At 37.1% G+C, this 15,488-nt stretch carries 15 protein-coding genes; 12 read left to right on the forward strand and 3 right to left on the reverse strand.

The window, feature by feature from the left end; genetic code table 11:
- Window positions 1-115: 115 nt before the first annotated feature.
- Genes rpoZ through recG form a run of 3 tightly spaced genes read left to right on the forward strand, consistent with a single transcriptional unit; the run spans window position 116 to window position 4,632 of the window.
- A complete protein-coding gene (gene rpoZ / locus J3U14_RS01200; protein WP_220216796.1) occupies window positions 116-406 on the forward strand; it encodes a DNA-directed RNA polymerase subunit omega in 291 nt (96 codons plus the stop codon).
- Between the two features lie 18 nt (window positions 407-424).
- Window positions 425-2,539, forward strand: coding sequence for a bifunctional GTP diphosphokinase/guanosine-3',5'-bis pyrophosphate 3'-pyrophosphohydrolase (spoT, locus tag J3U14_RS01205; RefSeq protein ID WP_267351382.1), 2,115 nt, complete (start codon window positions 425-427; stop codon window positions 2,537-2,539).
- Window positions 2,539-4,632: an ATP-dependent DNA helicase RecG gene (recG, locus tag J3U14_RS01210; RefSeq protein ID WP_267351384.1), complete on the forward strand. Its 2,094-nt coding sequence runs from the start codon at window positions 2,539-2,541 to the stop codon at window positions 4,630-4,632. Before spoT ends, recG begins: the two co-directional genes overlap by 1 nt.
- A 151-nt stretch (window positions 4,633-4,783) precedes the next feature.
- Here the strand turns inward: recG and ulaG are convergent, their stop codons facing one another.
- Together ulaG and ulaR are read right to left on the reverse strand one after the other, a co-directional pair.
- Window positions 4,784-5,851: an L-ascorbate 6-phosphate lactonase gene (gene ulaG / locus J3U14_RS01215; protein WP_267351386.1), complete on the reverse strand. Its 1,068-nt coding sequence runs from the start codon at window positions 5,849-5,851 to the stop codon at window positions 4,784-4,786.
- Window positions 5,852-5,877: 26 nt separating this feature from the next.
- Entirely contained in the window at window positions 5,878-6,639 is a 762-nt protein-coding gene (ulaR, locus tag J3U14_RS01220) for an HTH-type transcriptional regulator UlaR (RefSeq protein WP_267351388.1), read from the reverse strand.
- 426 nt (window positions 6,640-7,065) lie between these two features.
- On the opposite strand from ulaR, the gene J3U14_RS01225 reads away from it, so the two are divergent.
- The 5 genes from J3U14_RS01225 (at window position 7,066) to J3U14_RS01245 (ending at window position 11,658) form a co-directional block, all read left to right on the forward strand.
- Entirely contained in the window at window positions 7,066-8,835 is a 1,770-nt protein-coding gene (locus J3U14_RS01225) for a PTS ascorbate-specific subunit IIBC (protein ID WP_267351390.1), read from the forward strand.
- 25 nt (window positions 8,836-8,860) lie between these two features.
- Window positions 8,861-9,334 (forward strand): PTS sugar transporter subunit IIA, encoded by a 474-nt coding sequence (locus J3U14_RS01230; RefSeq protein ID WP_267351391.1) that lies wholly within the window; start codon window positions 8,861-8,863, stop codon window positions 9,332-9,334.
- 3 nt (window positions 9,335-9,337) lie between these two features.
- Window positions 9,338-10,030, forward strand: a complete 693-nt coding sequence (locus J3U14_RS01235) for an L-ribulose-5-phosphate 4-epimerase (protein ID WP_220216802.1) — start codon at window positions 9,338-9,340, stop codon at window positions 10,028-10,030.
- Window positions 10,031-10,049: 19 nt separating this feature from the next.
- Window positions 10,050-10,694: a 3-keto-L-gulonate-6-phosphate decarboxylase UlaD gene (locus J3U14_RS01240; RefSeq protein ID WP_267351393.1), complete on the forward strand. Its 645-nt coding sequence runs from the start codon at window positions 10,050-10,052 to the stop codon at window positions 10,692-10,694.
- Between the two features lie 67 nt (window positions 10,695-10,761).
- The gene (locus J3U14_RS01245) at window positions 10,762-11,658 is read left to right on the forward strand and encodes an L-ribulose-5-phosphate 3-epimerase (protein ID WP_267351395.1); all 897 of its coding nucleotides are present in this window, start codon (window positions 10,762-10,764) and stop codon (window positions 11,656-11,658) included.
- 66 nt (window positions 11,659-11,724) lie between these two features.
- On the opposite strand, the gene J3U14_RS01250 is transcribed toward J3U14_RS01245, so the two are convergent.
- Complete coding sequence (locus J3U14_RS01250; protein ID WP_220216805.1) at window positions 11,725-12,060, reverse strand: zinc ribbon domain-containing protein YjdM; 336 nt, start codon at window positions 12,058-12,060, stop codon at window positions 11,725-11,727.
- 170 nt (window positions 12,061-12,230) lie between these two features.
- Here J3U14_RS01250 and lptM point away from each other — a divergent pair, with 170 nt between their 5' ends.
- The 4 genes from lptM (at window position 12,231) to J3U14_RS01270 (ending at window position 15,487) form a co-directional block, all read left to right on the forward strand.
- Window positions 12,231-12,398, forward strand: coding sequence for an LPS translocon maturation chaperone LptM (gene lptM / locus J3U14_RS01255; RefSeq protein WP_267351398.1), 168 nt, complete (start codon window positions 12,231-12,233; stop codon window positions 12,396-12,398).
- Between the two features lie 15 nt (window positions 12,399-12,413).
- Window positions 12,414-13,667, forward strand: a complete 1,254-nt coding sequence (lysA, locus tag J3U14_RS01260; RefSeq protein ID WP_267351399.1) for a diaminopimelate decarboxylase — start codon at window positions 12,414-12,416, stop codon at window positions 13,665-13,667.
- A 142-nt stretch (window positions 13,668-13,809) separates the two neighbouring features.
- A complete protein-coding gene (dapF, locus tag J3U14_RS01265; protein WP_267351401.1) occupies window positions 13,810-14,634 on the forward strand; it encodes a diaminopimelate epimerase in 825 nt (274 codons plus the stop codon).
- A 118-nt stretch (window positions 14,635-14,752) separates the two neighbouring features.
- Window positions 14,753-15,487 (forward strand): DUF484 domain-containing protein, encoded by a 735-nt coding sequence (locus J3U14_RS01270; RefSeq protein ID WP_267351403.1) that lies wholly within the window; start codon window positions 14,753-14,755, stop codon window positions 15,485-15,487.
- The last annotated feature ends 1 nt before the right edge of the window (window position 15,488 follow it).

Below are 15,488 nucleotides of genomic sequence, written 5' to 3' on the forward strand. Positions count from 1 at the left end.
TAATTTTAACTATCTTAACAATAGTATGATATTAATATAGACAATTCCCCACAAAATTAAGTAAAATAACGGATCTTCCAAATTACATAAACTAGTAAATACATTAGAGGTAAAAATGGCTCGAGTAACTGTTCAAGATGCTGTAGAAAAAATTGGTAATCGCTTTGATCTAGTTTTAGTTGCAGCAAGACGCGCACGTCAATTGCAAGTTGAAAACAAATCACCATTAATTCCAGAAGAAAACGATAAAGAAACCGTTGTTGCTTTACGTGAAATTGAAGATGGTCTTGTTAATAAACAAATTCTTGATACAGCTGATTTTCAAGCTCGTCAGGAAGAAGAAGCAGAAGTGCGTTCTACACTGCATGAATCGATCCTTCTCGAAAATACGCCATCATACGAATAAGCGCTATAGGAATTGCCTATGCAATATTTTGATAGCTTAAAAGAGGTTGTAGCATCTTATCTTCCACCCAAACAAGTTGAACTTATTAAAGATGCTTATCTTTTTGCTCAGAAAGCACATGAAGGGCAATTTCGATCTAGTGGTGAACCTTATGTCACGCATCCTGTTGCTGTGGCATCAATTTTAGCCGATATGCGGCTTGATTATGAAACCATCATTGCTGCACTATTACATGATACGATTGAAGATACACCAGTTACTTTCCAAGATATCACAAATCATTTTGGTAAACATGTTGCAGTGTTAGTTGAAGGTGTATCCAAACTTGATAAATTAAAATTTCGTAATCGACAAGAGGCTCAAGCTGAAAATTTTCGGAAAATGGTGCTCGCCATGACCGAAGATGTGCGAGTGATTTTAATTAAACTGGCTGATCGTACGCATAATATGCGAACACTTGCGGCATTAAGACCAGACAAACGCCGTCGTATTGCAAAAGAAACGCTTGAAATTTATGCTCCATTAGCTCACCGTTTAGGTATTCACCATATTAAAACTGAACTCGAAATTTTAGGATTCACGGCGATGCATCCTAATCGAGCCAAAGTAATTGAAAATGTGATAAAAGCAGCTCGAGGTACACGTAAAGAATTAATTCAACAGATTTTATCGGAAATACGTGGTCGTTTAGCTGAAGCAAATATCGAGGCGGAAGTTGAAGGATTAGAAAAAAATATCTACGTGATTTATCAAAAAATGCAAATGCGTGAACAGCATTTTCATTCTATCATGGATATTTATATTTTTCGGATCGTTGTGAAAGATGTTGATGCCTGTTATCGTGCACTTGGTCTTGTTCACAATCTGTATAAACCTCGCCTTAATCGCTTCAAAGACTATATTGCAATTCCTAAAGCTAACGGTTATCAGTCATTGCATTCTTCATTAATTGGACCACATGGTACGCCAGTTGAAGTGCAAATACGTACTGAAGATATGGATCAAATGGCTGAAATGGGTGTTGCCGCACATTGGGTTTATAATGCCAATGATGAGCTGAATAATACAACGGCGCAAATCAAAGCACAGCGTTGGATGCAAAGTCTATTAGAGTTGCAACAAAGTGTGGGTAACTCTTTTGAATTTATTGAAAATGTGAAATCTGACCTGTTTCCGAAAGAAATTTATGTTTTTACCCCTAAAGGAAGAATAGTACAGTTACCGGAAGGTTCAACCGCCGTAGATCTTGCTTACGCTGTCCATTCTGATATTGGCTATCAATGTATCGGCGCAATTGTTGACCGAAAACCTTATCCACTTTCACAGCCATTAAGTAATGGTCAAACCGTTGAAATTATCACTTCGCCTGAAGGTCGTCCGAATGCAAACTGGCTTAATTTTGTTGTGAGTGCTAAAGCCAGATCACGTATCAGACAAGCGTTAAAAATGTTAAAACGTGATGATGCAATTGAATTAGGTAGAAGATTATTGAATCTGTCCTTATTAAAAACAGGTGGCATCAATTCACTTAAAGCTAAACAAATTGCGAAAATTGTTGAGATAACGCAGTTACAATCTTTTGATGATGTCTTAGCCGAGATTGGTCTTGGTAATATAATGAGCCATTTTATTGTCAAAGGGTTAGAACACAAAGAATTGTTTCAAAATAACAACGATACAAATAAAACCTTAGTTATTACTGGTAGTGAAGGGGTTTTAGTCACATTTTCGAAATGTTGTCACCCAATTCCCGATGATCCGATTGTCGGTCAAGTGAGTCCTGAAAAAGGATTAATTGTTCATCATGAATCATGTCGAAATGTCACGGGATACCAAAACAATCCTGAAAAATACATCTCTTTAAAATGGGCGACTGATATCACTCAACAATTTGTTGCTGAAATATGGGTAGACATTTCCAACAACCAAGGAGCACTTGGGCATATTCTTTCAATTATTAATGATGAAAAAGCGCATTTGCAATGGCTTAATACCGAACAGAAAGATCGACAAATTTATACAGTCATTTTGCAAGTTGAAGTTAAAAATCGTCAGCAGCTCAATGAGTTAATGCGGAAAATTTCATTGCAGCAAGATGTTGTAAGTGTCTCACGTAATATTAATAAGCGATGATGGCAAATCGATTTTTAAGTCAGGTTCCGATAATAAAATTGAGCGGAATTGGCTCTAACCTTGAAAAAAAATTCAATGCATTAGGTATCTATACTGTTCAAGATCTTTTATTACACTTTCCGTTACGTTACGAAGATCGCACCTCATCTTGTCCTATAAGTGAGGTTGCTATTGGTGAGCACACTACCATAGAAGGTCGAATCATCAAGTGTGAAGTGGTGCTTAGACGTCGACAAATGTTAATTTGTCATATTCAAGATGATTCGAGCATAGCAATATTAAGATTCATGCATTTCAATGCAGGCATAAAAGCAAGTTTAGCACTTGGCAATTGGGTTAGTGCTTATGGTGAGATAAAAAAAGGAAAATTAGGCGCTGAAATTATTCATCCACAATATAAAATTATTGCTAATCCAGCAGACAAATCTAAAAAATTATTAGATGATCAAGAAAAATATACCCCAGTCTATCCAACCACCTATGGATTAACTCAAAATGTCATTCGTAAATTAATTGCTTCTGCGTTATTACTGTTAAAACGTAATCCACCCAAAGAAATTCTGCCTGAGTCATTAGCAACTCATTTTTTACCGGTATTGGAATCGTTAAATATCATTCACAATCCTCCAATTGGTACCAATATCACTCAATTATCTGCAGGGGAACATCCTGCTATCAAACGTTTTATTTTTGAAGAGTTACTTGCTTATCATCTGAGTATGTTAATGCTAAAAGTCGATAACCAAAAACAGCAAGCCCGTATTTATCGCCCAACGCAACAATTTATTGAGCCTTTTTTAGCCTCGTTACCCTTTAAACCCACTAACGCACAACAACGTGTTGTACACGATATCTATCACGATATGGCAAAACCTGTCCCAATGATGCGATTAATTCAAGGGGATGTGGGATCTGGCAAAACATTAGTCGCGGCTTTAGCGGCATTAAATGCGATTGAAAATGGTGCGCAGGTTGTCTTAATGGCACCGACCGAGATATTAGCTGAGCAACATTATAATAACTTTAAACAATGGTTTGATCCTTTGGGTATTACCGTTGATTGGTTATCAGGGCGTTTGACTGCTAAAAATAAAAGATTGCGTTACGAACAAGTAAAAAGTGGAAATATTAGATTGTTAATTGGCACACATGCCGTATTTGTTGATAAAGTTGAATTTGCTTCGTTAGGTCTGGTGATTATCGATGAACAGCATCGTTTTGGTGTGAATCAAAGACTGAGTTTGTGGGAAAAGGGAATCAAAGATAATGACTATCCTCATCAGCTAATTATGACAGCTACTCCGATTCCCAGAACATTAGCCATGACGGTATATGCTGACTTAGATGTCTCTATCATTGATGAGTTACCCCCGGGGCGCACACCTGTCACAACTGTTGTGATTCCAAATTCTCGGCGTGATGAAATTATTGAACGCGTTAATCAAGCTTGCCTGGAAAATCGTCAAGTCTATTGGGTTTGTACATTAGTCGAAGAGTCGGAAACATTAGATGCCCAAGCCGCTGAAATACTGGTTGAAGAGCTCAAAGAAAAAATGCCACATTTAACGATTGGGCTGGTTCATGGCAAAATGAAGTCGGACGAAAAACAATCGGTAATGCAGAATTTTAAACAAGGTGTCATCCAATTGCTCGTCGCCACAACGGTTATTGAAGTGGGTGTCGATGTGCCAAATGCAAGCTTGATGATTATTGAAAATGCGGAAAGATTAGGTCTGGCGCAATTGCATCAATTACGTGGTCGTGTAGGTCGAGGAACGGCGGTATCTTATTGTGTATTAATGTATCAAGCCCCATTAAGCAAAGTTGCACAAGCAAGAATGAAAGTCATGCGTGACAGTAATGATGGTTTCGTGATTGCGCAAAAAGATTTAGAAATACGTGGTAGTGGGGAGATTTTGGGCACGCGTCAAATGGGGATAGCTAACTTCAAAGTTGTGGATTTAATCCGTGATCAACATTTGATAAGTCAAGTTCAAAAAGCCTCTTATTTTTTACAACAACAACACCCCGAAAGTGTGAAAGAGCTGATTGACTGTTGGCTTCCGGATAGACAAAAATATATTAATGCCTAGTATTTTCATTTTCTTATTAGTTTATTCATAAAAACAGATAGATAATTTAAGTGAATTGATTCCACATTTATTCATGGCAGAGAATATAAAAAGTGGACATTGAATCTTAATCACTGTCCACAAAAATTATTGATCTTAATTTCGAAACAAATTACAAGAAAGATCGATAAGGTAATTCAGGCTCATCGGTAAAGATGTCTCTAAATCCACGATAATGCTGATAGTGCATTTTGTTTTTATCTGTTGGATAAGTATATTTACCGCCAACTTGCCAGAAGAAAGGCGTAAATTGATATTCCAAACGATCTTTCTTCATTTGCCAAAGCACTTCAATTTCACGAGGATCACTTTGGAAATTTGCCCAAATATCATGATGAAAAGGAATCACAACTTGGGTTTTCAGTGATTCCGCAGCACGCAAAATATCTGAAGAGGTCATTTTATCGGTGACCCCACGCGGATTTTCACCATAAGAAAGTAACGCAACATCGATTTTATAGTCATTACCATGTTTGGCATAATAGTTAGAGTAATGAGAATCTCCCGAGTGATATAGTGAACCGCCCGAAGTTTCAAACAGATAGTTAACGGCTCTGTCATCCATGCCATCTAAAATCGCTTTATCAGTTGAGGAAACCCCTTTAGGTAGTGTCACTAACGAAGTTCTGTCAAAAGAATCTAGCACCCGAATGGTAATATCGCCCACTTTAATGGTTTCGCCTACTTTGGCAACAATGCAACGATCTTCAGGTACACCCCAACTTTTCCATAATTCGACACAAGCTTTAGGGCCAATAAATTTCACTTTTGGTGAACAGTTTTGAATGACCGCAGCAGCCACATTGACATCAATATGATCGGCATGATCGTGGGTTGCCATTACCGCATCAATCTCTTTAATAGCAAAAGGATCTAATACAAATGGACTGGTTCTTAAATTAGGTTGTAATTCGCGTACTCCCCCCATACGCATCATTTGATGTTGTTTGTTCATCAAGGGATTAGCGTGTGTTTTTTTACCGGTCCCACACCAAAAATCGACGGAGATATTGGTATTACCGGCAGATTTTAACCAAATGCCAGTACAAGCAAGCCACCACATGGTAAACGTATTGGGTTTAACCTCTGTTGCTTCAATCTCTTCATTTAGCCAAGTACCCCATTCAGGAAAGGTATTTAATATCCACGATTCTCGGGTAATTTCGTTCACTTTACTCATACTTTGTTCCTTTTACATTTTAATAATTAAACTAAAATAACATCTACACCTTGCTCCTTAATGCTTTCAATGACTTCCTTGTTTGCTTGTTTACCGGTAATTAAAATATCGATTTTATTCACAGGACAAAAAAGCATGCCAGAATTGGCTTTGGTTTCAATTTTTGAACTATCCACAACAACAACTAATTTTTCAATTTTTTCAAGTATCTGTTGTTCAGCCACTGCACCTAATATTTCATTCTTATAAAGTCCATTGGGTGTTAACGTCTTGCCACTGGTAAACATCCATTTGCCAGCATAAGAATCAGTAATGTTCGCAATGGGGTTAAGAATAATATTTTGTGTTTTGTTATATAATCCTCCCATAATGATGACATTTTCATGATCATGTTCAATCAAGTAACACGCTAACGGAAAATAGTTAGTAATGATTGAAACATTTTTACCACAGAGTTCTCGACCCAATAAAAACGCCGTTGAACCGCAGTTAATGACAATATTTTCATCAGCACCACATAACTTAGCTGCACGAATAGCGATGCGAGCCTTTTCATGATAATGATCGGTATTATTATTGCCGATTGGTGCCCATATTGGCTTTTTCTCTTCGATGCGCATAATACCGTTACGTACTTTTTTTACTCTTCCTTCCTGATCGAGCTTAGTGATATCACGACGAGCTGTAGCCGGTGAGATAAAAAAATATGAAACTAACTCAGTCACTCTTAACATCCCTTTGTCGTTAACCATTGCCACTATTTCATTATGTCGTGATATTTCGTTCATTATTACCTCTTTGTTGAATTAAAGTGATTAATTTTGATCAAAAATGATAATAATTTTCATTCATAATATTGTCAAATATTTATAACCAATATTTAACTCATTGTTGATTCAATATGTTGATAATAATAATTATATTTCTAATTTTTACCGCTGTTTTTTCCTAAAAATGTGATGATAATCACAGATGTGGGTGTGATAGATTTAGAAAAGTGATCTTTATCAAAATAATCATAAATAATCATTGAATGGTTAATTGTGATTGTAGAATATAACAAGTGTTATTTAATTATGAATAACGAAGTGTAATCAGAAATTTTATCTATTCATATAACAATAAATATTATAGAAAAATTTAAAAACGAAGTTAGTTCTCCACAGTAAAGCGTTAGATATTTAAAGATGTCGATAAACCAATGAGAGGAACATATGGAAGTAATCTACAACATATTTTATATTTTTTATAGCCAAGTTATGACAAAAGCGCCTTTGTTGCTTGGCTTAGTGACAATGTTAGGTTATTGCCTTTTACGTAAAGACATAACAACCGTTTTAAAAGGCACCATTAAAACCATTGTTGGTTTTATGTTATTACAAGTCGGTTCAGGAGTGTTAGTTTCAACTTTTAAACCCGTCATTGCAAAACTATCAGAATATCATGGTATTAAAGGATCGATTATTGATACGTATGCCTCGATGGTGGCCGTCGAAAAGGGTATGGGCGATCAATATTCTTGGGTTGGCTATGCAGTATTATTGGCACTTGCTATCAACATTGCACTTGTACTGTTTCGCCGTTTAACCGGTATCAGAACGATCATGCTGACAGGTCATATTATGTTTCAGCAAGTCGGTCTTATTGCACTATTTTACTTTTTATTTGGTTATGGCATGTGGGAAACCATTATCTATTCCGCCATTATTACTGCACTCTATTGGGGGATATTCTCAAATATGATGTTTAAACCAACCCAAGCGGTAACAGGTGGGGCTGGTTTTTCCATTGGTCATCAACAGCAACTCGGTTCATGGATAGCGGTAAAATTAGCGCCAAAACTGGGTGATAAAAATGATTCGGTTGATAATCTTAAATTACCTAAATGGTTACATATTTTCCATGATAGTATCGCTGCCACAACCATTGTCATGACATTCTTCTTTGGCATCATTCTTCTTTCATTTGGTTTAGATAATCTTCAAACAATGGCTGGTTCAACCCATTGGACAATCTATATTTTCGAAACAGGGCTTAAATTTGCCGTTGCAATACAAGTTATTGTGGGCGGTGTACGAATGTTTGTTGCTGAATTATCCGAAGCATTTAAAGGTATTTCTGAAAAATTAATTCCCAATGCTGTGCTTGCTATTGATTGTGCAGCCATTTATGCATTTTCGCCTAATGCCATGGTTTTTGGTTTTATTTGGGGCGCATTAGGGCAATTCTTAGCGATCGCATTATTGCTTATCTTTAAATCCCCAATAATGATTATTCCGGGATTTATTCCAATGTTTTTCTCAAATGCGACAATTGGCGTATTTGCCAACCATTTTGGTGGTTGGAAAGCAGTTATGAAAATCTGTTTTGCAATGGGAATAATTGAAGTTCTGGGCTCTGCTTGGGTGATCAATATTTTTGCGCAAAACGGCACGCCTATTGACTCATGGATGGGGATGGCGGATTGGTCAATTCTATTCCCACCAATCTTACAAGGGTTATCATTTTCTCATTTGTTTATCTATTTAATCATTGCGTTAGCATTGGTGTATATGTTCTTTGCCGCTAAAACACTACGCGCTGAAGAAGCACAACAAAAAAATCAACCTATCGAAAATGATATACATCAGGATGTAAATGAAGCAGTAGTTGAAAAAATGGATGAAGTTGCAATAAGTGAAGGCCAACCAATTCGTATTCTGGCGGTATGCGGTAGTGGTCAAGGGTCATCAATGATGATGAAAATGAAAATTGCGAATTTTCTGGATAAGAAAGGGATCCCTAACATTATGGATTCTTGTGCTGTTACCGACTACAAATCCCGATTACCGAATGTTGATATCATCGTAGCATCGAAGCATCTGATACATGAAATTGAAGTGAATGAAGGTCAACATGCACTCGGTGTACAAAATATGCTTAATCCACATACGTTTGGCGATGAGCTTATCGAACTAATTAACCAAATTAATACGAATAAATAGATAGAATATGAAAAAGGAGCGCAATATGGCTTTCAAAGAATCTTTAATTGAAAATAACTCAATATTACTCAGCGCAGAAGCGGCAAATTGGGAAGATGCGGTCAAGCTTGGAACCGATATGTTAGTAGCATCAAAAGCCATTGAACCATCTTATCACGATGCCATTATCCGTTGTGTAAAATCCATGGGACCTTACATTATCATTGCGCCTAATCTGGCTATGCCGCATGCTAGACCTGAAGATGGTGTCAATCGTACCGCTTTTGCCTTAGTAACCTTAAAAAAACCGGTTTATTTTGACGGAGAAGATGAACCGGTTGATGTGCTTGTCACCTTAGCCGGAAGTACGTCTGATCAACATATGGAAGGGTTAATGGAAGTGACACAAATTTTAGATGATGAAAATAGCGCAACAGGTGTTGATCTCGATAAATTAAGACGTTGTCACAGTAAAGAAGATGTCTATGCAGTCATTGATCGGGCTTTAAATGGAGGTTAGTTTATGTATCAAGCTTTAAAAGAAAGGGTTTTACACGCTAATTTACTGTTACCTAAATATAATCTGGTTACTTTTACTTGGGGCAACGTATCAGAAATTGATCGCACAAAAGGCGTTATTGCCATAAAGCCTTCAGGTGTTGAGTACGGTGCGATGACTGTAGATGACATTGTTGTGCTTTCATTAACAGGGGAAATTGTAGAAGGTAAACTCAATCCGTCCAGTGATACAGCCACTCATCTTGAACTATATAAGGCATTTGAAAATATTGGTGGCATTGTCCATACCCACTCGCGGTATGCCACTATCTGGGCTCAAGCAGAATTAGACATCCCAGCCTTAGGTACAACGCATGCCGATTACTTTTATGGTGATGTACCTTGTACTCGTCGGTTAACCGATAGTGAAATTGCGACTGATTATGAGAAAAATACAGGACTTGTCATTATTGAGGAGTTCAAGCGTCGAGGCGTCGATCCAAAAGCCATGCCTGGCGCTGTGATTTCTGGACATGCCCCATTTTGTTGGGGAAAAAATGCTATCGACGCCGTACATAATGCTGTGGTACTGGAAGAAGTCGCTATGATGGCAATTGCAACTCGTCAGCTCAATCAAACCATTAAAATACAACAAACTTTATCTGATAAGCACTATTTTCGCAAACATGGCGCAAACGCTTATTACGGTCAAAAATAAAATGAACAAGGAAATAAAAATGACAGCACCTAAATTACAAATCGCCTTAGATCAAACTGAATTAAAACCGGCATTAGATGTTGCTAAAAATGTGTCAGGATTTGTCGACATTATTGAAGTCGGCACTATTCTTGCGTTTGGGGCAGGCATGGAAAGTGTAAAAACATTAAGACAACTTTATCCCGATCATATTTTAGTCTGTGATTTAAAAACCACCGATGGCGGAGCAATATTAGCAAAAATGGCTTTTTCTGCTGGCGCTAATTGGTTAACCGTATCGGCAGCTGCGCACATAGCCACCGTTGAAGCATGTAAGAAAATCGCCGATGAGTTTAAAGGCGAAATCCAAATTGAATTGTATGGGCATTGGACATTAGAAGATGCGAAAGCATGGCGAAAACTGGGGATAAAACAGGCAATTTATCATCGTTCTCGAGATGCGGAATTAGCTGGCGTAGGTTGGGGGGAGGAGGATTTGGTTAAAATGCGTCAGCTTTCAGATTTAGGACTAGAGCTTTCAATCACAGGGGGAATTGTACCGGAAGATATCCACTTGTTTGCTGGCATTAAAACCAAAGCCTTCATTGCTGGTCGAGCTCTTGCCAATGAAAATGGTAAAAAAACGGCTCAAGCATTAAGAGAGCAAATAGCAAAATATTGGTAAGTGATAGATTGCAGTCGTTACGGCGACTGCATTTTTAAAATAATAAAGATATGAGCAGGTTTTAACTATGTCAACATTTGCAATCGATCCCACACTACAGACCAATCATATTGGTATTTATGAAAAAGCATTGCCTAATGAACTTTCATGGCAACAAAAATTGCAGGAAGCAAAATCATTAGGATTTAATTTTATTGAGATATCAATAGATGAATCTGATGAGCGTCGAGCAAGGCTCGATTGGTCTGATGACGAAATCTATGCTTTAAAACGATTATGTGAGCAAAATCAAATACCACTACATTCAATGTGTTTAAGTGCACATCGTAAATATCCGTTTGGCTCAGCAGATGAAACAGTCCGCAACCAAGCTAAAGACATCATGAATAAAGCGCTTCGTTTGGCTTATAAGCTTGGAATACGAGTGATTCAGTTAGCAGGGTATGATGTCTATTATGAACCAGCCAATAACAAGACTCATCAACGTTTTATTGAAGGTATGCGATGGTCAGCTAAACAAGCGGAAAAAGTTGGGATAATGTTGGCAGTTGAAATTATGGATACTAATTACCTAAATTCACTCAGTAAATTTGAAATTTTAAAACGGGAAGTGAATTCCCCTTACTTCATGGCTTATCCTGATGTTGGAAATATCACGGGTTGGAACTACGATACATGTACTGAATTATTGTTAAGTCGTGATCATATCGTCCAAATTCATCTGAAAGACACCTTAAAAGTGAAAAAGAATTATTCAGGACAATTTAGAGATCTTGTCATTGGTGAAGGTGAGGTTGATTTTCTGGCCATATTTAAAACACTTAAAATGATGAACTATTCCGCACCGTTAGTCATCGAGATGTGGGCAAAAGATGATAAATGGAAAGAAAATATTATCACAGCTCAAAAAAGATTAAAGGCAATCGGCGAACAGGCAGGATTTCCTATATTTAATTCAATATAAAATCAAACATGATTTGATTGTGAATCAACGCTTCATCTTATGAAAAAAGATGAAGCATTCAATGCATTAAGCTTTTTTGACAAAACAGGCTTTAAGCATAATTTTCATGCCATCGATTTTACAATCAATTTCATGATCACCGTCGACTAAACGAATCCCTTTCGCTTTTGCCCCTTTTTTTAGCACAGTCGATGAACCTTTTAATTTAAGGTCTTTAATCAATAACACATCATCGCCATCCGCTAATAAATTACCGTTGCTGTCTTTCACTTCACGTTGAGATGATTCAGTCGTTGCTTGATTAGGATCCCACTCATGAGCACACATTGAGCAGACAATTAAATTACCGTCGGGATAAGTATATTCTGATCCACAGGTAGGGCAGTGATTTGTTGATTCCATCTTGTTTCCTGTCGTATTAAAAAGTTTAATTATAGCATAATTATTGTCAAATTTCCTGACTTTAGATTTTGCCTTGTTCTTTGGCAAACCTATTATTAGCGCTTTGCACGATTAGGGCTATCGTGTAATATAGTCGTTATCATAAAAATTTAGAATATTGTGAATATTATATGAAATCATTAATAAAATTACTTTCGATGTTTTTGTTCATTCTATCTATTGTGGGTTGTGGGCTAAAAGGGCCTTTATATCATCCTACAGAAGCATCCAATAATCAAACAGACCAATCAACTATGAATAGTTTGAATCAAGAACAAATAATACATAAAGTTGCTTAAATTAGGAAAGAAACAATGAATTTTTTGCATTATCAAAATGGTCATTTATTGGCTGATCAGATTGCTATTGATGATTTAGCCAAACAATATGGTACCCCTTTATATGTTTATTCAGCTGACTATATCACTCAGCAGTTTTTAGCTTACAAGCATGCACTTATTCATCGTAAACACTTAATTTGTTATGCGGTTAAAGCGAATAGTAACTTAGCGGTATTACAATTATTAGTTAAGTTAGGCTCAGGGTTTGATATTGTTTCACAAGGTGAGTTAGAACGAGTACTTAAAGCGGGCGCAGACCCTAAAAAAGTTGTCTTTTCGGGCGTGGCGAAATCCATTGTCGAAATTGAACGAGCCTTACAAGTAGGTATAAAATGCTTCAATGTTGAATCAGAAGCAGAATTATATCGAATCAATGATATTGCAAAACGTCTTGGTAAAGTCGCTGCTATATCTTTAAGAATTAATCCCGATGTTGATGCAAAAACGCATCCGTATATTTCAACCGGTTTACGAGAAAACAAATTTGGTATTAGTTATCAATTAGCGATTGAGGTGTACCGCCAAGCAAAAGCGTTATCCAATATTAACATTGTTGGCATTGATTGTCATATCGGCTCACAACTCACCGAGTTATCGCCGTTTTTAGATGCCGCTGAACGTATACTTTTATTAGTTGATAAATTAAAATCAGAAAATATTCAGATACAACATATTGATCTAGGTGGCGGGTTAGGCGTTTGTTATGATCATGAGCAACCACCAACGGCATCGCTACTGGTGACTGAATTATTGAAAAAATTAGCGCATTATCCAGATCTCGAAGTAATATTTGAACCGGGGCGTTCAATAGTGGCTAATGCAGGTTTACTCATTACGAAAGTGGAATACACTAAACATCAAGATGATAACCATTTTGCAATAGTTGATGCGGGAATGAATGATTTAATTCGTCCAGCGCTTTATAAAGCTTGGATGCGTATATTACCCGAAAAAGAGCAACAAGCGGAAGATAAAACCTTTATATACAATGTTGTTGGGCCGATTTGTGAATCAAGTGATGTACTTGCTTATCAACGTGAGCTATCTGTCAAACAAGATGATTTAGTCGTGATATGTAGCGCAGGTGCTTATGGGTTTAGCATGGCTTCAAATTACAACAGCCATCCACGCCCGGCAGAAGTGATGCTGATTGACCAACAACAGCATAAGTTAATTCGTCAACGCGAAACGTTTGACGACTTATGGCGTGGAGAACACGTCTTCTAGCTATCCATTGATGTATAAGTTATAACTGGTTAAACAAGAATGATGAATCTTAATAAGTTGTTTATGACGTTCTTTAGTTCAAACGAATCAATAAACAATTATTCAAGATATAGTAATCTTTGATGATAAAAGGTAGATGATGATGAACTTTTCAAAAATGCATGGACTGGGAAATGACTTTATGGTTATTGATGCGGTAACGCAAAATGTTCATCTGTCTCCGGATTTAATTAAGCGTCTGGCTAATAGATATACCGGTATAGGGTTTGATCAGCTACTGATTGTTGAACCCCCTTATTCACCTGATAGCGATTTTCACTATCGTATTTTTAATTCGGACGGGACAGAAGTTCAGCAATGTGGTAATGGTGCACGTTGTTTTGCGCGTTTTGTTCGTTTGAAAGGTTTGACCAAAAAGCGCGTGTTAAAAGTCAGTACCATGAAAGGGAACATTGTCTTAACCGTTAACGATGATGAAACCGTTCGAGTGAACATGGGGGTACCTGTTTTTGAGCCAAATAAAGTACCTTTTAAAGCGATTAAAGAAGAAAAGACCTATATTATCAGAGCACAAGAACAAACCATTTTATGTGGAGTTGCCTCAATGGGCAATCCACACTGTGTAATACAAGTCGATAATATCTTAACTGCTCAAGTGAGCACGCTAGGGCCATTATTAGAGCAACATGAACGTTTTCCTGAACGGGCTAATATTGGATTTATGCATATTATTGATCGTAATAACATCAATTTGCGCGTATTCGAACGTGGAGTGGGTGAAACCCAAGCCTGTGGGACTGGTGCGTGTGCAGCGGTCGCGGTAGGAATTAATCAAGGCTTGTTAAATTCGACTGTGAATGTCAATTTACCCGGTGGCAAGTTGCTGATTGAGTGGAAAGGCGAAAATCAACCACTTTTTATGACGGGGCCGGCAACACATGTTTATGACGGTTTTATCTCTTTTTAAAATAGTGCTTATTTGGCAATTAATTTGTAGCGTGGGTCAATAAAAATCCGAGTTCGCATATTTGAATATTAAATGAGTCTATCTTTAAAATGTTAACAAATGAATAAAGAATTTAACTATGGTTGTAAAAAACACGCGGAATTTAAAAACTAAAAACAGTCAAACTCAAACTAAACCACTCAAATTAAATGATGAAGTGGTCAGTCAGTATATTATCAATAACCCTGATTTTTTTATTCGCAATGCCAACCAGATTGAAAGTTTGCAAATTCCTCATCCCGTGCGTGGCGTCATCTCATTACCCGAATGGCACATGGCAAGGCAACGAAATAAAATAAAGCAACTTGAGTCTGAAATAACGTTATTAATGGAACATGCCACAGCGAATGAGCAGTTGTTTAGCCAATTGATGGATCTTCAACTGAAATTGATTCAAACCTCAGACCTCAATGAATTAATTCAGTCACTTAATTCATGGGCAAAATCATTGGGACTGAACGGCGCTTATCTCTACCTTTTTGACGATAAATGGCTACTTAATGCGCCATCAAATTATCACTATTTGGCGCTGAATTCTTCACAATTTGATTTTATTCGTGTTCGTCATTTGCAGTATAGCCATCAGTATTTAGGTACATTAAATTCGACGGAATTAGATTTTTTATTACCGGAACATAACTATGTTGGATCAGTTGCTTTATCGCTATTAGGAAAATTTGGTGATTTGGGCATCTTGATTTTTACCAGTGCAAATCCACATCATTATCAAGCAGGTCAAGGGACACTCTTGTTGGAAAAAATAAGTGAGTTATTACCGATCTTGATTGAAAAGTGGATTATGCGAACAAAATAAG

The sequence above is a fragment of the Gilliamella sp. B3801 genome, assembly GCF_026536645.1.
GTDB classification, from domain to species: domain Bacteria; phylum Pseudomonadota; class Gammaproteobacteria; order Enterobacterales; family Orbaceae; genus Gilliamella; species Gilliamella apicola_I.